At 68.9% G+C, this 19,010-nt stretch carries 21 protein-coding genes and 1 pseudogene; 4 read left to right on the forward strand and 18 right to left on the reverse strand.

What is annotated here, in order from left to right; translation table 11 throughout:
* Window position 1 precedes the first annotated feature (1 nt).
* Both kdpA and kdpF read right to left on the reverse strand, forming a co-directional pair.
* Window positions 2-1,663 (reverse strand): potassium-transporting ATPase subunit KdpA, encoded by a 1,662-nt coding sequence (gene kdpA, locus ABGB08_RS35955; RefSeq protein WP_347599957.1) that lies wholly within the window; start codon window positions 1,661-1,663, stop codon window positions 2-4.
* A complete protein-coding gene (gene kdpF, locus ABGB08_RS35960) occupies window positions 1,663-1,752 on the reverse strand; it encodes a K(+)-transporting ATPase subunit F (protein WP_155346090.1) in 90 nt (29 codons plus the stop codon). The genes kdpA and kdpF overlap by 1 nt, the downstream gene beginning before the upstream one ends.
* 307 nt (window positions 1,753-2,059) lie before the next feature.
* Between kdpF and ABGB08_RS35965 the strand changes: the two genes are divergently transcribed.
* Window positions 2,060-2,269 carry a CBS domain-containing protein gene (locus tag ABGB08_RS35965; protein WP_347599961.1) on the forward strand — a complete coding sequence of 70 codons (210 nt, stop codon included), beginning with the start codon at window positions 2,060-2,062 and terminating at the stop codon, window positions 2,267-2,269.
* A gap of 2 nt (window positions 2,270-2,271) precedes the next feature.
* Window positions 2,272-3,555: pseudogene (locus ABGB08_RS35970) on the forward strand (ArsB/NhaD family transporter).
* Here ABGB08_RS35970 and ABGB08_RS35975 read toward each other — a convergent pair.
* From ABGB08_RS35975 to ABGB08_RS35985, 3 genes are read right to left on the reverse strand one after another with little or no spacing between them, the layout of a single operon-like run.
* Window positions 3,509-4,369, reverse strand: coding sequence for a metal ABC transporter permease (locus tag ABGB08_RS35975; protein WP_347599964.1), 861 nt, complete (start codon window positions 4,367-4,369; stop codon window positions 3,509-3,511). The pseudogene ABGB08_RS35970 and the gene ABGB08_RS35975 overlap by 47 nt on opposite strands.
* The gene (locus tag ABGB08_RS35980) at window positions 4,366-5,145 is read right to left on the reverse strand and encodes an ATP-binding cassette domain-containing protein (protein ID WP_347599967.1); all 780 of its coding nucleotides are present in this window, start codon (window positions 5,143-5,145) and stop codon (window positions 4,366-4,368) included. The genes ABGB08_RS35975 and ABGB08_RS35980 overlap by 4 nt, the downstream gene beginning before the upstream one ends.
* 44 nt (window positions 5,146-5,189) lie before the next feature.
* Complete coding sequence (locus tag ABGB08_RS35985; RefSeq protein WP_347599970.1) at window positions 5,190-6,110, reverse strand: zinc ABC transporter substrate-binding protein; 921 nt, start codon at window positions 6,108-6,110, stop codon at window positions 5,190-5,192.
* A 104-nt stretch (window positions 6,111-6,214) separates the two neighbouring features.
* On the opposite strand from ABGB08_RS35985, the gene ABGB08_RS35990 reads away from it, so the two are divergent.
* Entirely contained in the window at window positions 6,215-6,613 is a 399-nt protein-coding gene (locus tag ABGB08_RS35990; protein ID WP_347599973.1) for a Fur family transcriptional regulator, read from the forward strand.
* A 126-nt stretch (window positions 6,614-6,739) separates the two neighbouring features.
* Here ABGB08_RS35990 and ABGB08_RS35995 read toward each other — a convergent pair whose 3' ends face one another.
* The 13 genes from ABGB08_RS35995 to ABGB08_RS36055 form a co-directional block, all read right to left on the reverse strand.
* Complete coding sequence (locus ABGB08_RS35995; protein ID WP_347599976.1) at window positions 6,740-7,600, reverse strand: tetratricopeptide repeat protein; 861 nt, start codon at window positions 7,598-7,600, stop codon at window positions 6,740-6,742.
* Window positions 7,601-8,293: 693 nt separating this feature from the next.
* Complete coding sequence (locus ABGB08_RS36000; RefSeq protein ID WP_347599979.1) at window positions 8,294-9,142, reverse strand: helix-turn-helix transcriptional regulator; 849 nt, start codon at window positions 9,140-9,142, stop codon at window positions 8,294-8,296.
* Window positions 9,139-9,666 (reverse strand): DUF6879 family protein, encoded by a 528-nt coding sequence (locus ABGB08_RS36005; RefSeq protein ID WP_347599982.1) that lies wholly within the window; start codon window positions 9,664-9,666, stop codon window positions 9,139-9,141. Before ABGB08_RS36005 ends, ABGB08_RS36000 begins: the two co-directional genes overlap by 4 nt.
* Window positions 9,667-9,669: 3 nt before the next feature.
* Complete coding sequence (locus ABGB08_RS36010) at window positions 9,670-9,867, reverse strand: hypothetical protein (protein ID WP_347599985.1); 198 nt, start codon at window positions 9,865-9,867, stop codon at window positions 9,670-9,672.
* Window positions 9,868-10,004: 137 nt separating this feature from the next.
* The gene (locus ABGB08_RS36015; protein WP_347599988.1) at window positions 10,005-10,775 is read right to left on the reverse strand and encodes a carboxymuconolactone decarboxylase family protein; all 771 of its coding nucleotides are present in this window, start codon (window positions 10,773-10,775) and stop codon (window positions 10,005-10,007) included.
* Window positions 10,776-10,791: 16 nt separating this feature from the next.
* Entirely contained in the window at window positions 10,792-11,580 is a 789-nt protein-coding gene (locus ABGB08_RS36020) for an SDR family NAD(P)-dependent oxidoreductase (protein WP_347599991.1), read from the reverse strand.
* A 13-nt stretch (window positions 11,581-11,593) separates the two neighbouring features.
* The gene (locus ABGB08_RS36025) at window positions 11,594-12,373 is read right to left on the reverse strand and encodes an N-acyl homoserine lactonase family protein (protein WP_347599994.1); all 780 of its coding nucleotides are present in this window, start codon (window positions 12,371-12,373) and stop codon (window positions 11,594-11,596) included.
* Complete coding sequence (locus ABGB08_RS36030; RefSeq protein WP_347599997.1) at window positions 12,370-13,299, reverse strand: DUF6282 family protein; 930 nt, start codon at window positions 13,297-13,299, stop codon at window positions 12,370-12,372. The genes ABGB08_RS36025 and ABGB08_RS36030 overlap by 4 nt, the downstream gene beginning before the upstream one ends.
* The gene (locus tag ABGB08_RS36035; RefSeq protein WP_347600000.1) at window positions 13,296-14,390 is read right to left on the reverse strand and encodes an ABC transporter ATP-binding protein; all 1,095 of its coding nucleotides are present in this window, start codon (window positions 14,388-14,390) and stop codon (window positions 13,296-13,298) included. The genes ABGB08_RS36030 and ABGB08_RS36035 overlap by 4 nt, the downstream gene beginning before the upstream one ends.
* Window positions 14,387-15,172, reverse strand: coding sequence for an ABC transporter permease (locus ABGB08_RS36040; protein WP_347600002.1), 786 nt, complete (start codon window positions 15,170-15,172; stop codon window positions 14,387-14,389). The genes ABGB08_RS36035 and ABGB08_RS36040 overlap by 4 nt, the downstream gene beginning before the upstream one ends.
* Window positions 15,169-16,068 (reverse strand): ABC transporter permease, encoded by a 900-nt coding sequence (locus ABGB08_RS36045; protein WP_347600004.1) that lies wholly within the window; start codon window positions 16,066-16,068, stop codon window positions 15,169-15,171. The genes ABGB08_RS36040 and ABGB08_RS36045 overlap by 4 nt, the downstream gene beginning before the upstream one ends.
* A gap of 4 nt (window positions 16,069-16,072) precedes the next feature.
* Entirely contained in the window at window positions 16,073-17,125 is a 1,053-nt protein-coding gene (locus ABGB08_RS36050) for an extracellular solute-binding protein (protein WP_347600006.1), read from the reverse strand.
* An 87-nt stretch (window positions 17,126-17,212) separates the two neighbouring features.
* On the reverse strand, window positions 17,213-17,980 hold the full coding sequence (locus tag ABGB08_RS36055) for an IclR family transcriptional regulator (protein ID WP_347600008.1): 768 nt from the start codon (window positions 17,978-17,980) through the stop codon (window positions 17,213-17,215).
* Window positions 17,981-18,227: 247 nt separating this feature from the next.
* On the opposite strand from ABGB08_RS36055, the gene ABGB08_RS36060 reads away from it, so the two are divergent.
* The gene (locus ABGB08_RS36060; protein ID WP_347600010.1) at window positions 18,228-18,989 is read left to right on the forward strand and encodes an aldolase/citrate lyase family protein; all 762 of its coding nucleotides are present in this window, start codon (window positions 18,228-18,230) and stop codon (window positions 18,987-18,989) included.
* Window positions 18,990-19,010 lie beyond the last annotated feature (21 nt).

The following is a 19,010-nucleotide window of genomic DNA, read 5'->3' on the forward strand; positions in this document are numbered from 1 at the left end:
GTCAGAACAGTCCTTCCGCGATCGGGCCGAGCGCGAGGGCGGGCAGGAACGTCAGGGCGACCAGGATGACCGTCACCCCGGCCACCATGCCGATGAACTGCGGCCGGTGGGTGGGCAGCGTGCCGGCCGAGGCCGGGACCGGCGACTGCCTGGCCAGGGAGCCGGCCAGCGCCAGCACCAGGACGATCGGCAGGAAGCGGCCCAGCGCCATGCACAGGCCGAGCGTGGTGTTGTGGAAGTCGGTGTTCACGCTGACACCGGCGAACGCCGAGCCATTGTTGTTGGAGGCGCTGGTGTAGGCGTAGAGGATCTCGGAGAATCCGTGCGGCCCGCTGTTCAGCATGGCCGACCTGCCGGTCTCGGTGGCCATCGCGACCGCGGTGCCGGCCAGCACCAGGATCGGAGTGACCAGGAAGTACATCGAGGCCAGCTTCATCTCCCTGGCGCCGATCTTCTTGCCCAGGTACTCGGGGGTGCGGCCGACCATCAGGCCGGCCACGAAGACCGTGATCACGGCCAGGATGAGCATGCCGTACAGGCCCGCGCCGGTGCCGCCGGGGGCCACCTCGCCGAGCAGCATGTTGAAGATCAGCATGCCGCCGCCGAGCGCGGTGTAGGAGTCGTGGAAGGAGTTCACCGAGCCGGTGGAGGTCAGCGTGGTGGAGGAGGCGAACATGGCCGAGTTGGAGACGCCGAAGCGGGCCTCGCGGCCTTCCATCGCCTGGCCGATGGCCTGCGGCACGGTCCCGGCCGAGGACAGCTCGGCCCAGTTGGTCAGCACGACGCTGAGGGTGAAGATGGTCGCCATCACCGCGACGATCGCGTAGCCCTGCCGGTTGTCGCCGACCATCCGGCCGAACGTGCGCGGCAGGCAGAACGAGATCATCAGCAGGAGCAGGATCGTCAGCCAGTTGGTCCAGGCGGCCGGGTTCTCGAACGGGTGCGCCGAGTTGACGTTGAAGATGCCGCCGCCGTTGGTGCCCAGATCCTTGATGGCCTCCTGCGAGGCGACCGCGCCCGGGGTGAAGGTCTGCTCGCCGCCGGTCAGGGTGGTCCACACGTGGTGGTCGCCGAGGGTCTGGATCGCGCCGCCGGCGACCAGGAGCAGCGCGGCCACGAAGGCGATCGGCAGCAGGATCCGGAGGGTGCCGCGGACCAGGTCCACCCAGAAGTTGCCGAGCTGGTCGGTCTTCTTCCGGGCGAAGCCGCGGACCAGGGCGATCGCCACGGACATGCCGACCGCGGCCGAGACGAAGTTCTGCACGGCCAGGCCCGCGGTCTGCACCAGGTGGCCCATCGTGGCTTCGCCCGAGTAGGCCTGCCAGTTGGTGTTCGTGACGAAGCTGACCGCGGTGTTCCAGGCCAGCGCTGGGGAGACCGCGTCCATGCCCAGGCTGAGGAAAAGGTGGTTCTGCAGGCGCTGCAGGCCGTACAGGAAGAGGATCGAGACGAGCGAGAAGGCCAGCACGCCGCGGGCGTAGACGCCCCAGGTCTGCTCGGCGTCGGCGCGGACGCCGAGCAGGCGGTAGATCCCGCGCTCTACGCGGGAGTGCCGGGTGCCGCTGTAGACGCGGTACATGTAGTCGCCCAGCGGCTTGTACAGCACCGCCAGGGCGAGCAGGAGGGAACCGATGAACAGGATCCCGGCCATGGTGGAGGACATCAGAAACGCTCCGGGAAGAGCAGGGCCACGATCACGAAGATCACCAGGCCGGCGGCCAGGACCAGACCGACGGCGTTGACGGCACTCACAGCCGTTCCACCGCCTTGACGGCGAGCCCGAGGATCACGAACACCGCGACCGTCAGGACGACGAAGATGACGTCAGCCATCCCTACTCCTCAAGTTCCGGAAACATGCCTCGGGCCACCCAGACAGGCGGCCCGATCAGTAGCAAATCGCGATATCCGGGCTTTTTGTCTGCCTTGACGGCTTACCTACGGTTTGGGAGGGAATATTGACGCGATCCATACGGGTGCCCGCGCTTGATAGGTTGTCCTCAGGCGCGCCGGGAAGTCTGGTCGGCAGGTTCTGTTGTCGATCATGAAGGCTGGCGGGCATGCGAGCGCGCGATCTGGTCACCGATTTCCCGAGGGTCACCCCTGACACCCCCGTCGTCGAGGCGGCGCGGCTCCTCGCCACGCACGACCTGCCCGGCCTGATCGTGATGGCGCGCACCCACAGCCCGCTGGTCGCCGTCGTCGGCGACGGGCGCCTGCTGGGCGCCGTCACGCTGAAGACGCTCCTGAACCGGGCGCTCCCGCAGTGACCGTGCTCGCCTGGCTGTCCCTGGCGGTCTTTCTCGGCGCGTACGCGCTGATCGCGACCGAGCGTATCCACCGGGTGGCCGCCGCGCTCGGCGGAGCGGGGATCATGCTGCTGATCCACGCCACCGACGCGGGGGCGGCGTTCTTCGCGGAAGAGACCGGAATCGACTGGAACGTCATCTTCCTGCTGCTCGGGATGATGATCATCGTCGGGGTGCTGAAGCGGACCGGCGTCTTCGAGTACCTGGCCGTCTGGGCCGCCAAGCGGGCGCGCGGGCGACCGTACCGGCTGATGGTGCTGCTGGTCGTCATCACCGCCGTCGCCTCGGCGCTGCTGGACAACGTCACCACCGTGCTGCTGGTCGCGCCGGTCACGTTCCTGGTGTGCGAGCGGCTGGCGCTGCCGGTCGTGCCGTACCTGATCGCGGAGGCGATGTCCTCCAACATCGGCGGCGCCGCCACCCTGGTCGGCGACCCGCCCAACATCATCATCGCCAGCCGGGGCGGGCTGTCGTTCAACGACTTCCTGATCCACATGGCACCGATGATCATCATTTTGATGATCGTGTTCCTCGGGCTGTGCCGGATCATGTTCCGCAAGTCCTTCACCTACGATCCGGTACGGGCTGCCGAGATCATGCGCCTGGACTAGCGCGAGGCCATCGCCGACCCGCGGCTGCTGCGGCAGAGCCTGGCCGTGCTCGGCCTGGTGACGGCCGCGTTCGTGCTGCACCCGGTGCTGCACTACGAGCCGTCGGTGGTCGCCATCCTGGGCGCCGGGATCCTGGTGGCGGTCACGCCGGTCACCACCGAGCAGGCCCTCGCCGAGGTCGAATGGCCGACGCTGGTGTTCTTCGCGGGCCTGTTCGTGATGGTCGGCGCGCTGGTGGAGACCGGCGTCATCGGCCAGGTCTCGCAGCTGGCCGTGAACGCCACCGAAGGACGGCTCGGCCTGACCACGATGGTCCTGCTGTGGGCGTCGGCTGGGCTGTCGGCGATCGTGGACAACATCCCCTACGTGGCCTCCATGAGCCCGATCGTCGCCGACCTGGTCCAGGCCAACGGCGGCAACGAGCACGCCCAGGTCCTGTGGTGGGCCCTCGCCTTCGGCGCCGACCTGGGCGGCAACGCCACCGCCGTCGGCGCCGCCGCCAACGTCGTCGTCCTCGGCATCGCCGCCCGCAACCGCCACCCGATCAGCTTCTGGGAATTCACCAAGTACGGCCTGATCGTCACCTTCGTCACCGTCCTACTGGTGACGCCCTACTTGTGGCTGCGCTACCTATGACCCGGCAGCTCAGGTAGATGGCGAAGGAGATGGTCGTGACGTACGGGCTGATCGGGATGCTGCTGCCCAGGGCGAGCAGGATGCCGCCTACCACCGAGGTGACGGCGAACAGGACGCTGAGCAGCGTGACTCGGACCGGCGCGGCGGTGACCCGCATGGCCGCGGCGGCGGGGGTGACCAGCAGGGCCAGCACCAGTAGGGCGCCGACGACCTGGATGGAGACGGCCACTGAGAGGCCGAGGAGCACCATGAAGACGGGCGACAGGATGCGGACGGGAACGCCTCTGGCGGCGGCGACCTCGGGGTCGAGGCTGGCGAAGACCAGGGGGCGCCACACCACAGCGAGGCCGAGGAGGACCACGGCGGAGGTGCCGACCAGCCAGCTCATCTGCACGGTGTCCACAGCCACGATCTGGCCGGTGAGCAGGCCGAACTTGTTCGCGGCGCGGCCTTTGTAGAGGGCCAGGAACAGCACGCCGAGACCGAGGCCGAAGGGCATGAGCACTCCGATGACCGAATTGCGATCCCTTGCTCGTACGCCTAACGCGCCGATGATCAGCGCTGCCAAGATCGATCCGGCGAGGGAACCTGCCGCGACGTTCACGCCGATCAGGAGTGCCGCCGAGGCGCCCGCGAAGGACAGTTCGGCGATGCCGTGTACGGCGAAGGCGAGATCGCGCATCATGACGAAGGTGCCGATGACGCCGCCGACCAGCCCCAGGACGGCTCCGGCGATCAGCGAGTTGCGGACCAGGACCAGGAGTTCGCCGTAGTTGTCGAAGTTGAAGAGCTGTTGCCAGATGTCGCCGGTCATGCCGAGGGTTCTCCGCCGTGGTCGTGGGAACCGGGGGCGCCGACGACCACGAGTCTGCCGTTGACGTGGACCACTTCGACCGGGCTTCCGTACAGGCCGGACAGGCTCGCGGAGGTCATGACCTCCGCCGGGGTGCCGAAGCGGAACCGCCCCTCGGCGAGGTAGAGCACGCGGTCCGCCATCTCCAGGATGGGGTTGATCTCGTGGGTGACGAACACCACCGTGGTGTCGTGGGAGCGCCTCCGCTCGTTGACCAGGTCGGCGACCACCTTCTGATGGTGCAGGTCCAGCGACAGCAAGGGTTCGTCGCAGAGCAGGAGGGCGGGGTCGGTGGCCAGGGCCTGCGCGACGCGGAGCCGTTGCAGCTCGCCGCCCGAGAGCAGGGCGAGCGGGCGGTCGGCGAATGCCGTGGCGCCTACCGCTTCCAGCAGTTCGTCCACCTGGCGGCGGAGGTTGCCGATGGGCAGGCCCCAGCGGTGGCCGTCCAGGCCCAGCCGGATCAGGTCGCGGCCCCGCAGCGGAGTTTGCGGAGCCACCGCCCGATGTTGCGGAATGTAGCCGAGCAGCGGGCTGCCCCGGCGGGGTGGCCGTCCTTCGATCAGCAGGGTGCCCGCGGTCAGGCGCTGCTGTCCGAGGAGAACACGCAGGAAGCTGGTCTTGCCCGAGCCGTTCGGGCCGAGGACGGCGACGAACTCGCCCCGGCCCAGCTCCAGGTCCAGGTCTTGCCACAGGATCCGGTCGCCGAAGGCGAGCTCCGCGCCGCTGAGGCTTATCACCGTGTCAGTATGCGAGCGGCGCGGAGCGGTGAGTGCGGTGGCCGTCATGGGATGAGGGCGGCCTGGAGGGCGTCGAGGGTGGCCGTCATCCAGGTGACGTAGTCCTTGCCTTCCGTCAGAGTCTCGGTGACCGGGACCACCGCGACGCCGTTGTCGGCCGCCGCCTTCTTCAGCTGCTCGGTCTGCGGGCCGCTGGTCTGCTCGTTGTAGACCAGGGCCTCCACCTTCTTGCCGGTGAACAGGGCGATCGTCTCGGCCAGCACCTGCGGGGAGACGTCGTCGCCCTCCTCGATGGCCTCGCTGAACTCCTCGGGGGTGAGGTTCTTGAGCCCGGCGGCCTCCAGCAGGTAGACCGGGACCGGCTCGGTGATCGCCACGGCGGTGCCGCCCGCCTGCGCCGCGATCGTGGCCGTACGGTCCTCCAAGGGCTTGAGCTTCTGCTTGAAGGCCTCGGCGTTGGCGGTGAAGGCGGCGGCGGAGGCGGGGTCGGCCTTGGCCAGGGCGGCGGAGATCTGGTCGGCGATCTTGGCGACGGACGGCAGGTCGTACCAGACGTGCTCGTTGAGCTCCCCGCCGGCGGGGGCCGTCCGGCCCGAGACGGTGACGGCGTTGACGACCTCGGCGGCGGTGTTGCCACTCGACTTGAGCATGGTGTCGACGAAGTCGTCGTAGCCGCCGCCGTTCTCGACGACCACCCTGGCCTTGGAGAGGGCGAGCTGGTTCTGCGTGTTGGCCTCGTAGGAATGCGGGTCCTGTCCCGGGTCGGAGATGATCGAGGTCACCTCGACCTTGTCCCCGCCCACCTGCTTGACGATGTCGCCGTACACGTTGGTGGAGGCGACGACGGTGATGGGCTCGGGAGCCGCGGCGGAGGATCCGGTCGTGGCCGCCGGAGTCGCGGCGCCGCCGCATCCGGCCAGCAGCAGGGCAAGGGCGCAGAGCGCGGCAAAGCGCAGGGGATGCATGCCGGACCTTCCTAGATCAGTAACGGTTTTCATTCCAAGCTGGTGCTTTCGTGGACAACCATGTAGAAAACGAAAACCATTGTCAAGCTGTGATGGTGACCGACATGCCCGACATACTGCGATGGCACGCCCAGCTCAGCGGGGCCGGCGTCCGAGCGACAAGGAAACGCGTGCAGGTGCTGGAGGTGCTCATCGCCGAACCCCGGCCGATCACCGCCCGCCAACTGCACGCCGAACTACTCAACCGTGGCGAGCCGATCGGCCTGACCACCGTGTACCGCGCGGTGTCCTCGCTCGTCGACGCCGGTCTCGTGCACGCCTTCACCCAGGCCGGGGAGGCCACCTACCGGGTCTGCGGCCCCACCCGCCACCACCACCTGATCTGCCGATCCTGCGGCCTGGTCCTGGAACAGACGGCCGAACCCCGCACGGACGGCTTCGAGATCGAGGCGGTGTACGGCGTCTGCGCCCCCTGCGCGCGACGCCCGCCATCGGAGCAGTAGCGCAACCAGCCACACCGGCCCTCTCGAACACGTCCAGGTTATTGCGGTGCATACGGCCAAGGTGGTGCGTGTCGCCAGAGGCCGGCCGCTACGGAGCCCAGTGGTTGAGCTGACAGGGTGAGCGCCTCATCGGCGTGCCCCCTGCTCCCGGTGGGTTTCGGCGGCTGCGGCCAGGGCCAGGGCTTCGCCGCCGCGGTCGCCCAACTCGCGGTGGATCTCGGCGGCACGCTGGTAGGTCTCCAACGCGTCGGCGGGCTGCCCGGCCGCGCGCTGCACATGGCCGAGTTCCACGAGCCAGGAGCCCCGCCAGATCGGATTGCCGACGGTGGCGGCGGTCGTGGCGATGGCCAGGGCGGCGTCGATACAGGCTCGGGCGCTGATCAGGTCCCCTTGGGCCCGCTGGGCGCGGGCCAGGAGGAACAGCGCGTGGCCTTGGGAGTGCCGGTCGTGGAAGTAGTCGAAGACCGCCACGGTTTCGCTGAAGATGTGCGCCGCCTCGGACGCCCGGTCCAGTTCGATCAATGCTTCCGCCTCGTTAGTGCCGGTGACGGCCAGCCAGTGGGCCGTGTCGTCGAGTTCGGCGAAAATGAGCGAGCTGTCCTCGAAGTGCGCGCAGGCGTCCCGCAGGTGGCGTTGGCGCAGGAAGAGCAGACCGAGGGCGTTCAGGGCGCGCGCCTGGCCGAATCGGTCGCCCAGGCGGCGGTAGATCTCCAGCGCGTGACGATGGTGGGATTCGGCCTCCCGCAGGTGGCTGGTCTGGGCGTAGAGGTCGCCGAGGCTTTCGGCGGCCAGCGCCTGACCGGCGAGGTCGCCGTCGGCGACGGCGGAGGCGGCCCCGATGGCGGCCACCTCGCGCCAGTCGGTGACGGCGTTGCGGTGGGCGTAGACCGCGCGGAGCACCGCCGACATCCGCCAGGCCAGCCCGTGCAGCCCGGCCTGCGCAGCCGTGCGGACGATGGAGATGATCGTGGCCGCTCGGTCTCCCACCAGGCCAGGGCGGCCTGCGGCGTGTCGAAGGTCTTGGGCGTGACCCCGGCCGGGACCTCCTCCTCCAGGTCGTAGGCGTCGCACGGGGCGAGGGTGTATTGGAGCCAATCGCAGGTGTGCAGATACCAGGACACCAGCCGCACCAACGCGTCATCCGCCTGCGCGGCGGACCGCCGGGCCCGCCCGGCCGCGTGGGCCCGCAACGGCTCATCGATCCGATATCGGCCAGGCGCCACCCGCCTGATCAGCCCCACCCCGTCAAACGCCTCCAACAGGCTCAGCACCGGCCCGACCCCTCTCCCGTCCAGCGCGGCAGCCGACTCCGCCGAGAAATCAGCCCCGGGATGCAGCCCGAGCAGCCCGAACAACCGCGCGGCACTATCAGGCAACGCCGAGAACCTTTCCTCTCGTTCAGCGCGCGTCTGGACGTCCATAGATCTCCCCACCTCGTAGGTTCGACCAATCTGGAGGAAACTGTCAGGAATGTGCACGAAAGAGGCGAAAGGGAATCACCCCTCTCGCGCCGACTCGCTTTGCCCTCACGGCGGAAAGGAAGAACGTGGTGGGCTCGGAGCGCAGCCTACGCTCAGGCGAGCCGACCAGGTCCGCCGTCGAGCGTCGCCGGGGATGTCGTCATGCAGGGGCATGCCACGACATTAAGAACCGGACAGCCTCGGCCTCAACAATATTTCTCTAGATTTCTTCTTGATCGAGAAGCGCTTGTTCGATCAGCGCCCGAGCAGCCGCGCCATGAACTGCCAAAGCGAGCAGGCGATCAAAAGCCTTCTCATACACCGCTACTTCGTGCTGTTGGCTCAGTGTCAACTCGGCTGTGTACGTGGCGACCGTAACCGAGTCGCTGTCGTAGACCGTGAAGGCGTTGTTCCTCGGTACCGTGTACGGCGCTGTCATCGGAACGATGCCGAGGCTGATGCGCTGAGAGCGAGCCACTTGGGCGAGATGCCGCAACTGCTCGGTCATGGTCGCCGCGCCACCCACGTTCGCGAACAGGGCGCTCTGGCCCAGCAGGAAGAGGAAACGGCGTCGTTTATGGCCGAGTACTTCCTGAGCATCCAGGCGAGCCTGGACGCCTTCCTCCAAATCGTTAGGGATGCCGTGGAAGTCGATGACCGTTGATAGAACTCCACGAGCGTACGCGGCCGTCTGGAGCAGGCCGGGAACTACAACCGGCTCCCACGCTCGGATAAGGCTGGCTCTCTCGTACGCTGCGAGGTTGGCTTTCTGACGGCGCTTCGTCCCGGTCTGTAGTGATCGACGCCAGTCCATGTATTGAGCGTTAAGAGAGCGCACGGCAGCGATCAGATCCGCGATTTCACTCGGGACTCGGCAGGCCAGGCACCAATCGCGGACATCGGCTTCGGTCGGCGCCTGTCTGCCCAGCTCCAGCTTCGACACCTTCGACGGGGGCCATTCGCAGGCAACCGCAAGTTCGCGGCCCGTTAGACCCGCGTCACGCCTGAGATCGCGCAGGCGGATGCCGACCGCCTCAACGGCCTGCTGCCCGAGAAGATGCCGACTCACGAAAGCAGCTTGGATGCAAATTCTGCGAGGGGCAGGGCTCGCATCCAGGCGAGGTCTCGCCATGAGCGGTGCCGGGAGAGAATCTCAGGATCTGTGACGAGCTCGGCGCCGGCAAAGGTGTCGTCGCTGTCTTTGAAATGAAGCCAGACCAGGCGAGAGTCGTCCAGCAGCCAGGCATCGTACGGTCGCAGCCCGAGGCGCTTGGCCTCGTCTCGGCGCAGGTAGCGAATGTCCTCGCCCGCCTCAACGCTGAGCCGGCCGACCTCGATGCCGTATCGCGTGTAGTCCGACGGCGGCACGGACACGATACGGACGCGCTGCCACGCTTTCCCCGCCGCCGTGTCCTGGCTGACCTTCTGCATCCATGATTGATGCCAGGCATAGTCGTCTGACTCGCCAGCCAGCCACTTCCGGTATGGCTCCGCACCCACGGTGCTGTTGTAACGGTCACGCAGTTCGAACCTGAAGGCGCTGACGGAGAAGCTGGCGAGCAGATCACCAAGCTCGGCCTCGGTCAGGAGCATCGATCACCCTCGCGGGAAGAACGGCACGAGGTCCTTCGGGATCTCGACAAGAACTTCATCGGGAGCCAGGTTAACCGCTTCGCCCAAGGCGGTGGGGTCGGTCACGATCTTTCCCTGCACTGCGATCGTGTCTCGGTCGGTTTCGTAGACCGCGGGACATGTGCCCTGCTCGCTATTACTTCCCAAGAACCGAAGGTGCATGGCGTGCTCCTTGATCAAGTTTCTTGAAGTTTCGCGATTCGGTCAATCGTCTGCCGTGAACGGCGTCACGTCAAGGAGGTTTCTCTGAGGTGCTGGAGTCAACATTCCGTCACCAGAAGGGGGTTGAACGGGCGACATCAACACCCACCACCCTCAGAGAACGCGGTGAGTTCCTCGGTGAGGATGGGGGCCGCGACGGTGGCGGCGTGGATGCCGATGACGCTGACGATGGCCAGGACTTCCATGATTTCTTCGGGGGTGGCGCCGAGGCCGAGGGCGTTGCGGATGTGGAGTTTGAGGCCGGGGGCGTACAGGTGGGTGGCGGAGGCGTCGAAGGCGATGTAGACGAATTCCTTGATCTTTGGGGGGAGGACGCCGGTGGTCCAGGGGACGCTGGAGAAGTCGAGGTAGGCCTCGAAGAGGTCGGGGTCGAGTTCCAGCAGGCCGTCCCAGAAGGTGTGCCAGTAGCCGCGGCGTTCGGTGAAGGATGCCTTCAGTGACTGTCTGCGCTCGTCGAGGGGGGTGGGGGCGGTGCGCAGGCCTTCCTCTTCCAGGACTTCCAGGAGCAGGGGGACGCCGATGTTGGCGGCGTGGATGCCGAGGGTGCTGGTCAGCTCCAGGACCTCCATGATCTCCTCGGCGGTGGCGCCGTGGGAGAGGGCGGCGCGGATGTGCTGGCGGATGCCGGGTGTGTAGAGGTGGGTGGCGGCGGCGTCGGCGGCGATGTAGATGAACTCCTTGACCACGGGGGGCAGGATGTCCCTGCGCCAGGGCACTGAGGACAGGCGCAGGTAGGACTCCAGGAAGGTGGGGTCGAGCCGCAGGATGCTCTCCCATGCCTCCCCCCACGTGCCGCGGACCCGCGTGAACTCGTCCTTGATCTCCTGCTGGCGTGGCGTGAGCGCCATCGTGTGCCTCTCTCTGTCAGTCCTGTGGTGTCCAGGCGCCGGAGCCGCCGGAGCGGACGACCGTGTTGACGATGAACGCGCCGCCGTCGGCGGAGACGACCTCCCCGGTGACGTACGAGGAGTCGTCGCCGAGCAGGAAGGCGACGACGCCGGCGATCTCGTACGCGGTGCCGAGGCGCCGCATCGGGATGGTGCCGCCGCGCTGGCCCAAGGTGGCCGCCCTGGCGCCGAAGATGGCGGTGGGGATCAGTCCGGGGGCCACCGCGTTGACCCGGATTCCCCTGGGCGCGCCGTACATGGCGGCGCCGTGCACCAGGCCGAGCACGCCGTGCTTGGAGGTCTGGTACGGCAGCTGGTCGTCGGCGCCGCGCAGCGAGGAGATCGACGCGGTGAGGACGACGGCCCCGCCGCTGTCCTGCTCGCGGTAGCGGCGGAAGGCGGCGCGCAGGCCGAGGAAGGGGCCGCGCAGGTTCACCGCGATCACGTGGTCGAAGTCGGCGGGGTCGACGTCGGGCAGGGGGGCCATCGTGCCGAGCACTCCGGCGTTCAGGTGGTGCAGGTCGATCCGGCCGAAGCGGTCCACGGCCGCGCGGATGTAGGACTCCACGCCGTCCTCGGTGGAGACGTCGGCGGCCACCGCCTCCGCCTCCCCCGGCAGCTCGGCCGCCACCCTGGCCGCCGACTCGCCGTCGATGTCGGCCACGACGACGCGCGCCCCCTCCCGGGCGAGCCGCCGCGCGCTCGCGGCGCCGATCCCGCTGCCGCCGCCCGTGACGACGGCCACCTTTCCGGCGAGGTTTCCCATGGCGTGCTCCTTCTCAGGCGATGCGGGCGATCTGGCCGTCCGAAGGGAAGCGGCGCATCACGTCCGGGTCGTGGCCCGCGACGAGCACGCGGCCTGGCTCGGAGGCCAGCTCGCGCAGCAGTTCGTAGGCGCGGTAGGTGCCCTCCAGGTCGGTCAGCCAGGTGAACGGGCGGTCCAGTTCGATCTCCTCGTAGTAGTGGGCCGCGTCGGAGGTGAGGACGGCCTGGCCGGTTTCGGTGGCGATGAGGACGATGAGCTGGCCGGGGGTGTGGCCGCCGACGGGGATCACCTCGATGCCGGGGGCGACGGTCGTCTGGCGGTCCACGAACGTGGCGCGGCCCTGGTCGCGTACCTCGCTCAGGTGGGCCAGGTCGGTGGGCTCCGTCGTGTACGCGAACTGCTGCCGCCGCGCGTACGGCCCGGTCCAGAAGTCGAATTCGGCGCGGCCGATCACGATCTCCGAGCGGGGGAAGCCGGCGAGGTTGCCGATGTGGTCGTAGTGCGCGTGGGTGGCGATGACCTGCGGCGCGTTCTCCGGGTGCACTCCCAGGTCGGCCAGCGCGGCCATCGGCTCGGCGAGTTCGGTGCGGCGTTTCCGGCCGGTACGGCCCGCCGCGCCGTACCCGGTGTCGATCACGACGGTGTGGTCCTCGTTCCTGGCCACCCAGAAGTAGAAGTCCATGTCGATGGGGGTGTCCGGCTCGCCGTACACGTGGTGGTTGAGGAACATGGCGGCGCGCGAGGCGGTGCGGGTGGCGTACCGGATGGCGAGCACCTCGTAGGCGGCGGTCATGGGAAGAGCAGTCCCGCGGCGTTCGCGCCGAGCATGCGGCGGATGTCGTCCTCGGGCAGGCCGGCGTCGAGCAGGCCGCGGGCGCCGCGCCGGAAGAGCGTGACCGGGAGCGGGTTGTGCTTCTGGCCGGAGTCGGAGGACAGCACGGTCCGCTCGGGACCGGCGGCCTTGATGAACGCCAGCAGCTCGGCCAGGTCCCTGCGCCGCTCGGGCCGGCCGAAGTACATCACCAGGCAGTGCTCGATGTGCGCGCCCTGGCGGGCCCACTCCCCGGCCTGGTCGGCGGACGCGCCGACCACGAAGCAAGGGTGGTTGACCAGGATGCGCTCCACCCCCTCCTGCCGGGCCGCCACGATCAGCTTGCTCGTCTCCTCGACGCCCAGGTGGCCGCAGGTCAGCACGGCGCGCTCGGCCGCGATGACGGACAGGATGTCGCGCACCTCGGGCAGCACCGCGCCGTCCGCATCGAGGATGGTGATCACCTTGTCGGTGCGCAGCGCGACGGTGGGGGTGGGAAAGCCGGTGTCGTGCCCGGCGTGATGCTCGATGTGCGCGGCCGACGACAGGGTGGGAAACCAGACCACCCGGCCGCCCATGCGCAGGGCCAGCTCGACCGCGTACGGGTTGAGGCCGCCGACGGCGTTGTTGAGCGCGACGCCGCCGCGCACGGCGATGGGCAGCTCGTCGAGCCCGGCCGGGCCGAGGGCCAGGATGTCGGTGACCATGCTGTGGTGGTGGGACTTGGCGACGATGGCCTTGAACCCGGCGGCGGAGGCGTCGCGCGCCGCGTCGAGGATGGTCATCCGTCGCGGGAAAGGGCTGGGGCCGGGGTGCTGGTGCAGGTCCACGGCCCCTACGAGCAGGGCGTCGGCCTCCGGGTCGGCGTCGTTCCTGTCGCCGTCCAGCTGGGGGTCGAGCAGGGTCATTCGTTCTCCTCGTTCGGTCTGGTCACCAGAACCTGGTGGGCGGGGTCCCAGTAGGCGGTCACCCCGCTGCCGGGGCGCAGGTCTGCGCCGACGGCGTCGGGCGGGAGCACGGCGCAGCCCGCAGGGCCTTCGCCGTAGTCGAGTTCCACCCGCTGATGGGTGCCCTGGAAGTAGAGCCCGGCCACGGTGGCGGGCACCTGGTTGGCGTCGGCGGGGACCTCGGCGGGCGTGGCGGCGATGCGCAACCGCTCCGGGCGTACGACCAGGTCGAACTCCCCTGGATTGCCGTCGGCGGCCCACTTGTGGCCGCCCCACTCGTAGACGCCCCCCGGCCGCAGGCTTCCCTCGAAGAGGTTGGACTCGCCCAGGAACCGGGCCACGAACCGGGTGCCGGGGTTGCGGTAGAGGTCGGCGGGGGTGCCGATCCGCTCGACCCGGCCGTTGTTGAAGACCGCGATGCGGTCGGAGAGCGACATGGCCTCGTCCTGGTCGTGGGTGACGAAGACGAAGGTGAGCTTGAGCTCCTCGTGCAGCCGCTTGATCTCCTGCTGGAGGCTCTGCCTGAGCTTGCGGTCCAGCGCGCTGAGCGGCTCGTCGAGCAGCAGCACGCTGGGCGAGAAGACGACGGCCCTGGCCAGCGCGACGCGCTGCTGCTGCCCGCCGGACAGCTCGTCGGGGCGGCGGCCGCCCATGCCGGTGAGGTCCACCAGCTCGAGCACCTGCTCGACCCGCCGCGCGATCTCGGCCTTGGGCACCTTGCGCTCGCGCAGCGGGAAGGCGATGTTCTGCGTCACGGTCATGTGCGGGAACAGGGCGTAGTTCTGGAAGACCATGCCGAAGTCCCGCTTGTGCGGCGGGAGCGGCGCGATGTCGCGCCCGCCCAGCCGGATGCGGCCCGAGCTGACCTCGGTGAACCCGGCGATCATGTTGAGCGTGGTGGTCTTGCCGGAACCGCTGGGGCCCAGCAGGGTGACGAACTCGCCGGAGGCGATGTCGATGGTCACGTCGTCCACGACGAGCGGGCCTGAGCCGTACCGCTTGGACAGGCTGGTCAGTTCGATCCGGCCGGCGCCTGGGGTGGGAGTGGTCATTTTCCTCTGCTTCCTCGGCGCGCGCCGACCACCTGAGCGAGCAGGATGGGCACGCTGACCACCAGGACCATGAGGCTGGACGCCGCCGAGATGGTCGGGTCGATCTGCACGGTCACGCTGTTGAACATCTGGACGGGGAGGGTGATGGCCGTGGGCGACTGCAGGAACAGCGAGATCACGACCTCGTCGAAGGAGCTGATGAACGCCAGCACCGCGCCGGAGAGCACGCCCGGCATGGCCAGCGGGAGGGTGATCTTGCGGAAGACCGCGAACGGGGGCGCGCCGAGGCTGCCGCCCGCCTTGCGCAGGGCCGGGTCCATGCCCTGCAGCCGGGCCGTCACCGCGATCACCACGAACGGCAGCGCCAGGGCGGTGTGCGCCAGCGCGATGCCGAACAGGCTGCCGGTCAGGCCGATCCGCAGGAAGGTCGTGAAGATCACCAGGGCGATCAGGATCTGGGGAATGATGATCGGCGACAGCAGGAAGCCGACCGCGAGCCCCCTGGCGCGCTCCCCCAGCGTGGTCACGCCGATCGCGGCGGCGGTGCCGAGCACGGTGGCGAACACCGCCGTGATCACCCCCACCTGCAGGGAGTTCACGATCGCGGTGGTCCACTCCGGCGAGGTGAACAGGCGCTCGTACCACTCGAAGGACCAGCCGCCGGGCGGGAATCTGAAGGTCTTGGCCGACGAGAAGCTCATCGGGATGACGACCAGCGTGGGCACGGTCAGGAAGAGCCCGACCAGCACCGCGACGATCTTCAACCAGGGCCGGGCGGTCATCGTTCGTTCCCCCCGACGATCACGTGGGCCGCGCCGGCCGCGCCGCCAGGCCCGGTCAGCCGGCGGCTGGCGGCCAGTACGGCGAGCGTGACGACCAGCATGAAGACGCCCATCGCGCCGCCGCCCCCGAAGTCGAGCAGGTCCCGGGTGCGTACGCTGATCACCTGGGCGATCATGGAACTCTGCGGCGAGCCGAGCAGCGCGGGCGTGACGTAGAAGCCGAGGGCCAGGACGAAGACCAGCGAGGCCCCGGCGGCGACCCCCGGCAGCGAGAGCGGGAAGTACACCTTCCGGAACGAGGAGAAGCGGCTCGCGCCCAGGCTCTGCCCGGCCAGCGTCAGCCGCCGGTCGATCTGCTGCATGACGCTGAACATCGGCAGCACCATGAAGGGCAGCAGCACCTGGGTCATCGAGATGGTCACCGCCGTGGTGGTGCCCAGCAGCGTGACGTCCCCCAGCCCGACCAGGCCGAAGACGCCCTGCACCACGCCGCCGTCCTGCATCAGGACCATCCACGCGAAGTTGCGCGCCAGCATGCTGGTCCAGAAGGGCACCAGCACGACCGTGACCATCACGGCTCGCACCGAAGGGCCAGCCAGGGTCATCATGTACGCGTAGGGGTAGGCCAGCATGACCCCGGCCACCGTGACCACCAGCGCGACCAGCAGCGTGCGCCCCAGCACCCGGAGGGTGTAGCCGTCGGTGAAGAGCGAGGCGTAGTTGCCCAGGCCGGGCTCGGGGTCGGTGACGCTGTCCACGATGATGCTCAGCAGCGGCAGCACGAAGAACAGCGTCAGCGCGACCAGGGCGGGCAGCAGGAGCAGCAGGCCCGCGACCCGCCGCCGCCCGGCCGGTGACAGGGTGCGCTTCGGGGGCGCGGCGGTGTCGACCAGCATGGGGCTAGCTGACCTTCCAGCTCGTCCAGCGCTTCACCAGGGCGTCGGTGTTCTCGATCCACCACGGCTTGTCCTGCTCCAGGAGCCGGCCGCGGTCGGGCAGGAAGGCGTTGAACGACTTCTGGATGTCGCTGTAGGCGATGCTGGAGATGTCCACGTCCGCGCGGGCGGGGGCGGTGCCGGTCAGCTCGGCGTACGCCTTGGCCTGGGCCGGTTCGGTGACGAAGATGAGGCCCTGCTGGGCCAGGGCCTTGTGCGGCGCGCCCTTGGGGATGACCAGGGCGCCGATGTCGGTGGTGGTGAAGTCCCAGACCGCCTTCAGGTTCGCGCCGCTCTGGGCGGTGACGATGGAGCGGGCGGTCACGGTGATCACCATGGAGCCTTGGCGGTCCACCAGCATCTGCTGCACGGCGCCGTAGCTTGGCGCGAAGACCAGGGACGATTTGATGGTGTCGAGCTTGCGGAACGCCCGGTCGACGTCCAGCGGGTAGACCTTGTCCGGCGGCACCCCGTCGGCGACGAGGGCGGCTTCCAGCAGGCCGTTCTTGGGGTAGTCCTGGACGATGCGCTTCCCGGGGAAGCGCTCCACGTCGAAGAAGTCCTCGATCTTGGTCGGGGGGTTGTCCTTGTAGTCGTCGGCGTTGTAGCTGAAGACGTTCGCGTACCGGTAGGTGGGCACGAAGCAGTCGTGGGTGGTGCCCGGGGGGAACTTGCTGCGATCCAGGCCGGGGTCGTCGAGCTTCTCGTAGAGCTCGCCGCAGTACGCTCCCGCGTAGATCCAGCTCATGTTGGCCAGGTCCCATTGCGTCTTGCCGGACGCGACCATGGCCTTGACCTGGGCCGGGTCGGCGGGGCTGACGTTGACGAACGTGGTGCCCGTCTTGGCCGTGAACGGCTGCTGCAGGGCCTTCTTCTCGTCCTCCTGGAACTGGCCGCCGGTGCTCGCCCAGGTCAGGGTCTTCTCCTCGGCCGTGGACGTGGTGCCACCCCCGCAGGCCGCCGTGGCGGCGAGGAGCGTACCGGTGATCAGCAGGGAGCGTAGGTGTGTGTGCCTCATCTATGTGCCTTTCTGAGTGATGGATCACCGCGCTCCGAGGACGCGCCGGATGATCCCGGGTTCACCCCCGCCACCCGCTTACCTGAATTAGTCGCCCGCGACTTCGAGCGAAGCCCGCAACGCCTGGGTGATCGCCCGCGAGCCGTCCCGCAGGACCATCACGACATCGCTGTCGTCCTCCTCCGGCACCAGCGAGGTCACGCCGACCACGGCCAGGGTGGCGACGACCATCCCGTCGGCGTCCCGGACGGGCACGGCGACCGCGCGCACGCCTTCCGAGCCGCTGGACCGGATCGCCACGCCGGTCTTGCGCACCTCCTCAAGACCGCCGACCGGGTCCTGGGCGAGATCCACCGGCCCTTCGCGGTAACGCCGGTGGAAGGACTCGTCCTGGAACGCGCGGAACACGCAGTCCTGGGCGGTCCCGGGCCGCAGCGTGCTGCCGACCCGGATGACGACGTGGGCGGTGCGGCTGCTGTCCTCGTGCACCTGGGCCACCACCGGGCAGCGGCCGTTCCAGATGCTGAGCACGACGGTGTGCCGGACCCGGATGCTGACCTGCTCCATCACCGGCCGGGCCAGGTTGACCACGCCGAGCCGGGACAGCGCCATCGTGCCGAGTTCGGCGAGCAGGGTGCCGAACTCGTAGCGGTTGCGGTTTCTGCGCTGCAGCAGGCCGTGGTTCTCCATGGAGGCCAGGTAGCGGTGAGCCGTCGACTTGCCGACGCTCAGCTCCTGGGCCGCCGAGACCAGGTCGATGCTCCCGGCCTCGCCGAGCAGCCGCAGCAGCTGCACCACCCGCGCGACCACCTGGATGTCGCCGCTGGGTATGTCCAGCCCTTCTTGGGATGCCACTGCGCGGATCCTCTCGTACGGCGCTGTCCCGGAGTACGGGGCGAATGTCCACTCATCCGATACGCCGGACTGTAGGCCACAGTCTTCGGGGTCCGTCAAGGTTTCCAGCACATTTCATCCATAACAACTTCCGTGATGAAAGGGCCTCTTGACGCAGTTCGCCCGAAATGCCTACGGTCTACCAGATCCCGCTATGCAGGATGGAAATCCCGGATAGCGGAGCCAACTTACGGACAAGGAGACCTCCATGCGCATGCTCGAACGGCTCCGCGGCGCCGACCGGTGCCTGGTGGGCACCTGGGTCAAGATCCCGGCCTTGGAGACCGTCGAACTGCTGGCCCGCGCGGGCTTCGACTTCGTCGTGGTCGACATGGAGCACAGCCCGATCAGCCTGGAGTCGGCCTACCGGGCCGTCGTGGTCGCGCAGGGCCTCGGCGTGCACGCTCTGGTCCGGGTGCCCGACGCGGGCGGCAGCCATCTGCAGCGCGTGCTCGACATCGGCGCCGACGGCATCCTGGTGCCGCACGTCACCGGCAGGGCCGACGCCGAGCGGGCGATGAGCGGCATGATCTTCCCGCCGCGCGGCACCCGGGGCTCCGGCAGCACCTCCCGCGCGGGCGCCTGGGGGCTCGCCGGCAACGCCGAGTACGTGCGGCGCGGCGACGAGGAGACCCTGCGCATCCCCCAGCTGGAGGACCTGAGCGCGCTGGAGGACGAGGAGATTCTCGACACCCCCGGCCTGAACGGCGTCTTCCTCGGCATGGGCGACCTGACGCTCTCCACCGGCTTGAAGGCCGACGACCCCGTGCTGCGGCGGCACGTCGACCGCCTGCTCGCGGGCGCGAAGGCCCGCGGCCTGCCGTGCGGCGTCGCGGCCCGCGACGCGGCGGCCGCCCAGGAGGCGGCTCGGGACGGCTTCTCGTTCGTCATGATCAGCAACGACGCGAGCATCTTCGGCCGGGCGGCGGCCCAGCTCCGCAGCGCCGCCGGCCCGCTCCCCCTGCACTGACTCCCCCGCCCGACCAGAGGA

It is taken from the genome of Acrocarpospora sp. B8E8 (assembly GCF_039871605.1).
Classification (GTDB): domain Bacteria; phylum Actinomycetota; class Actinomycetes; order Streptosporangiales; family Streptosporangiaceae; genus Acrocarpospora; species Acrocarpospora macrocephala.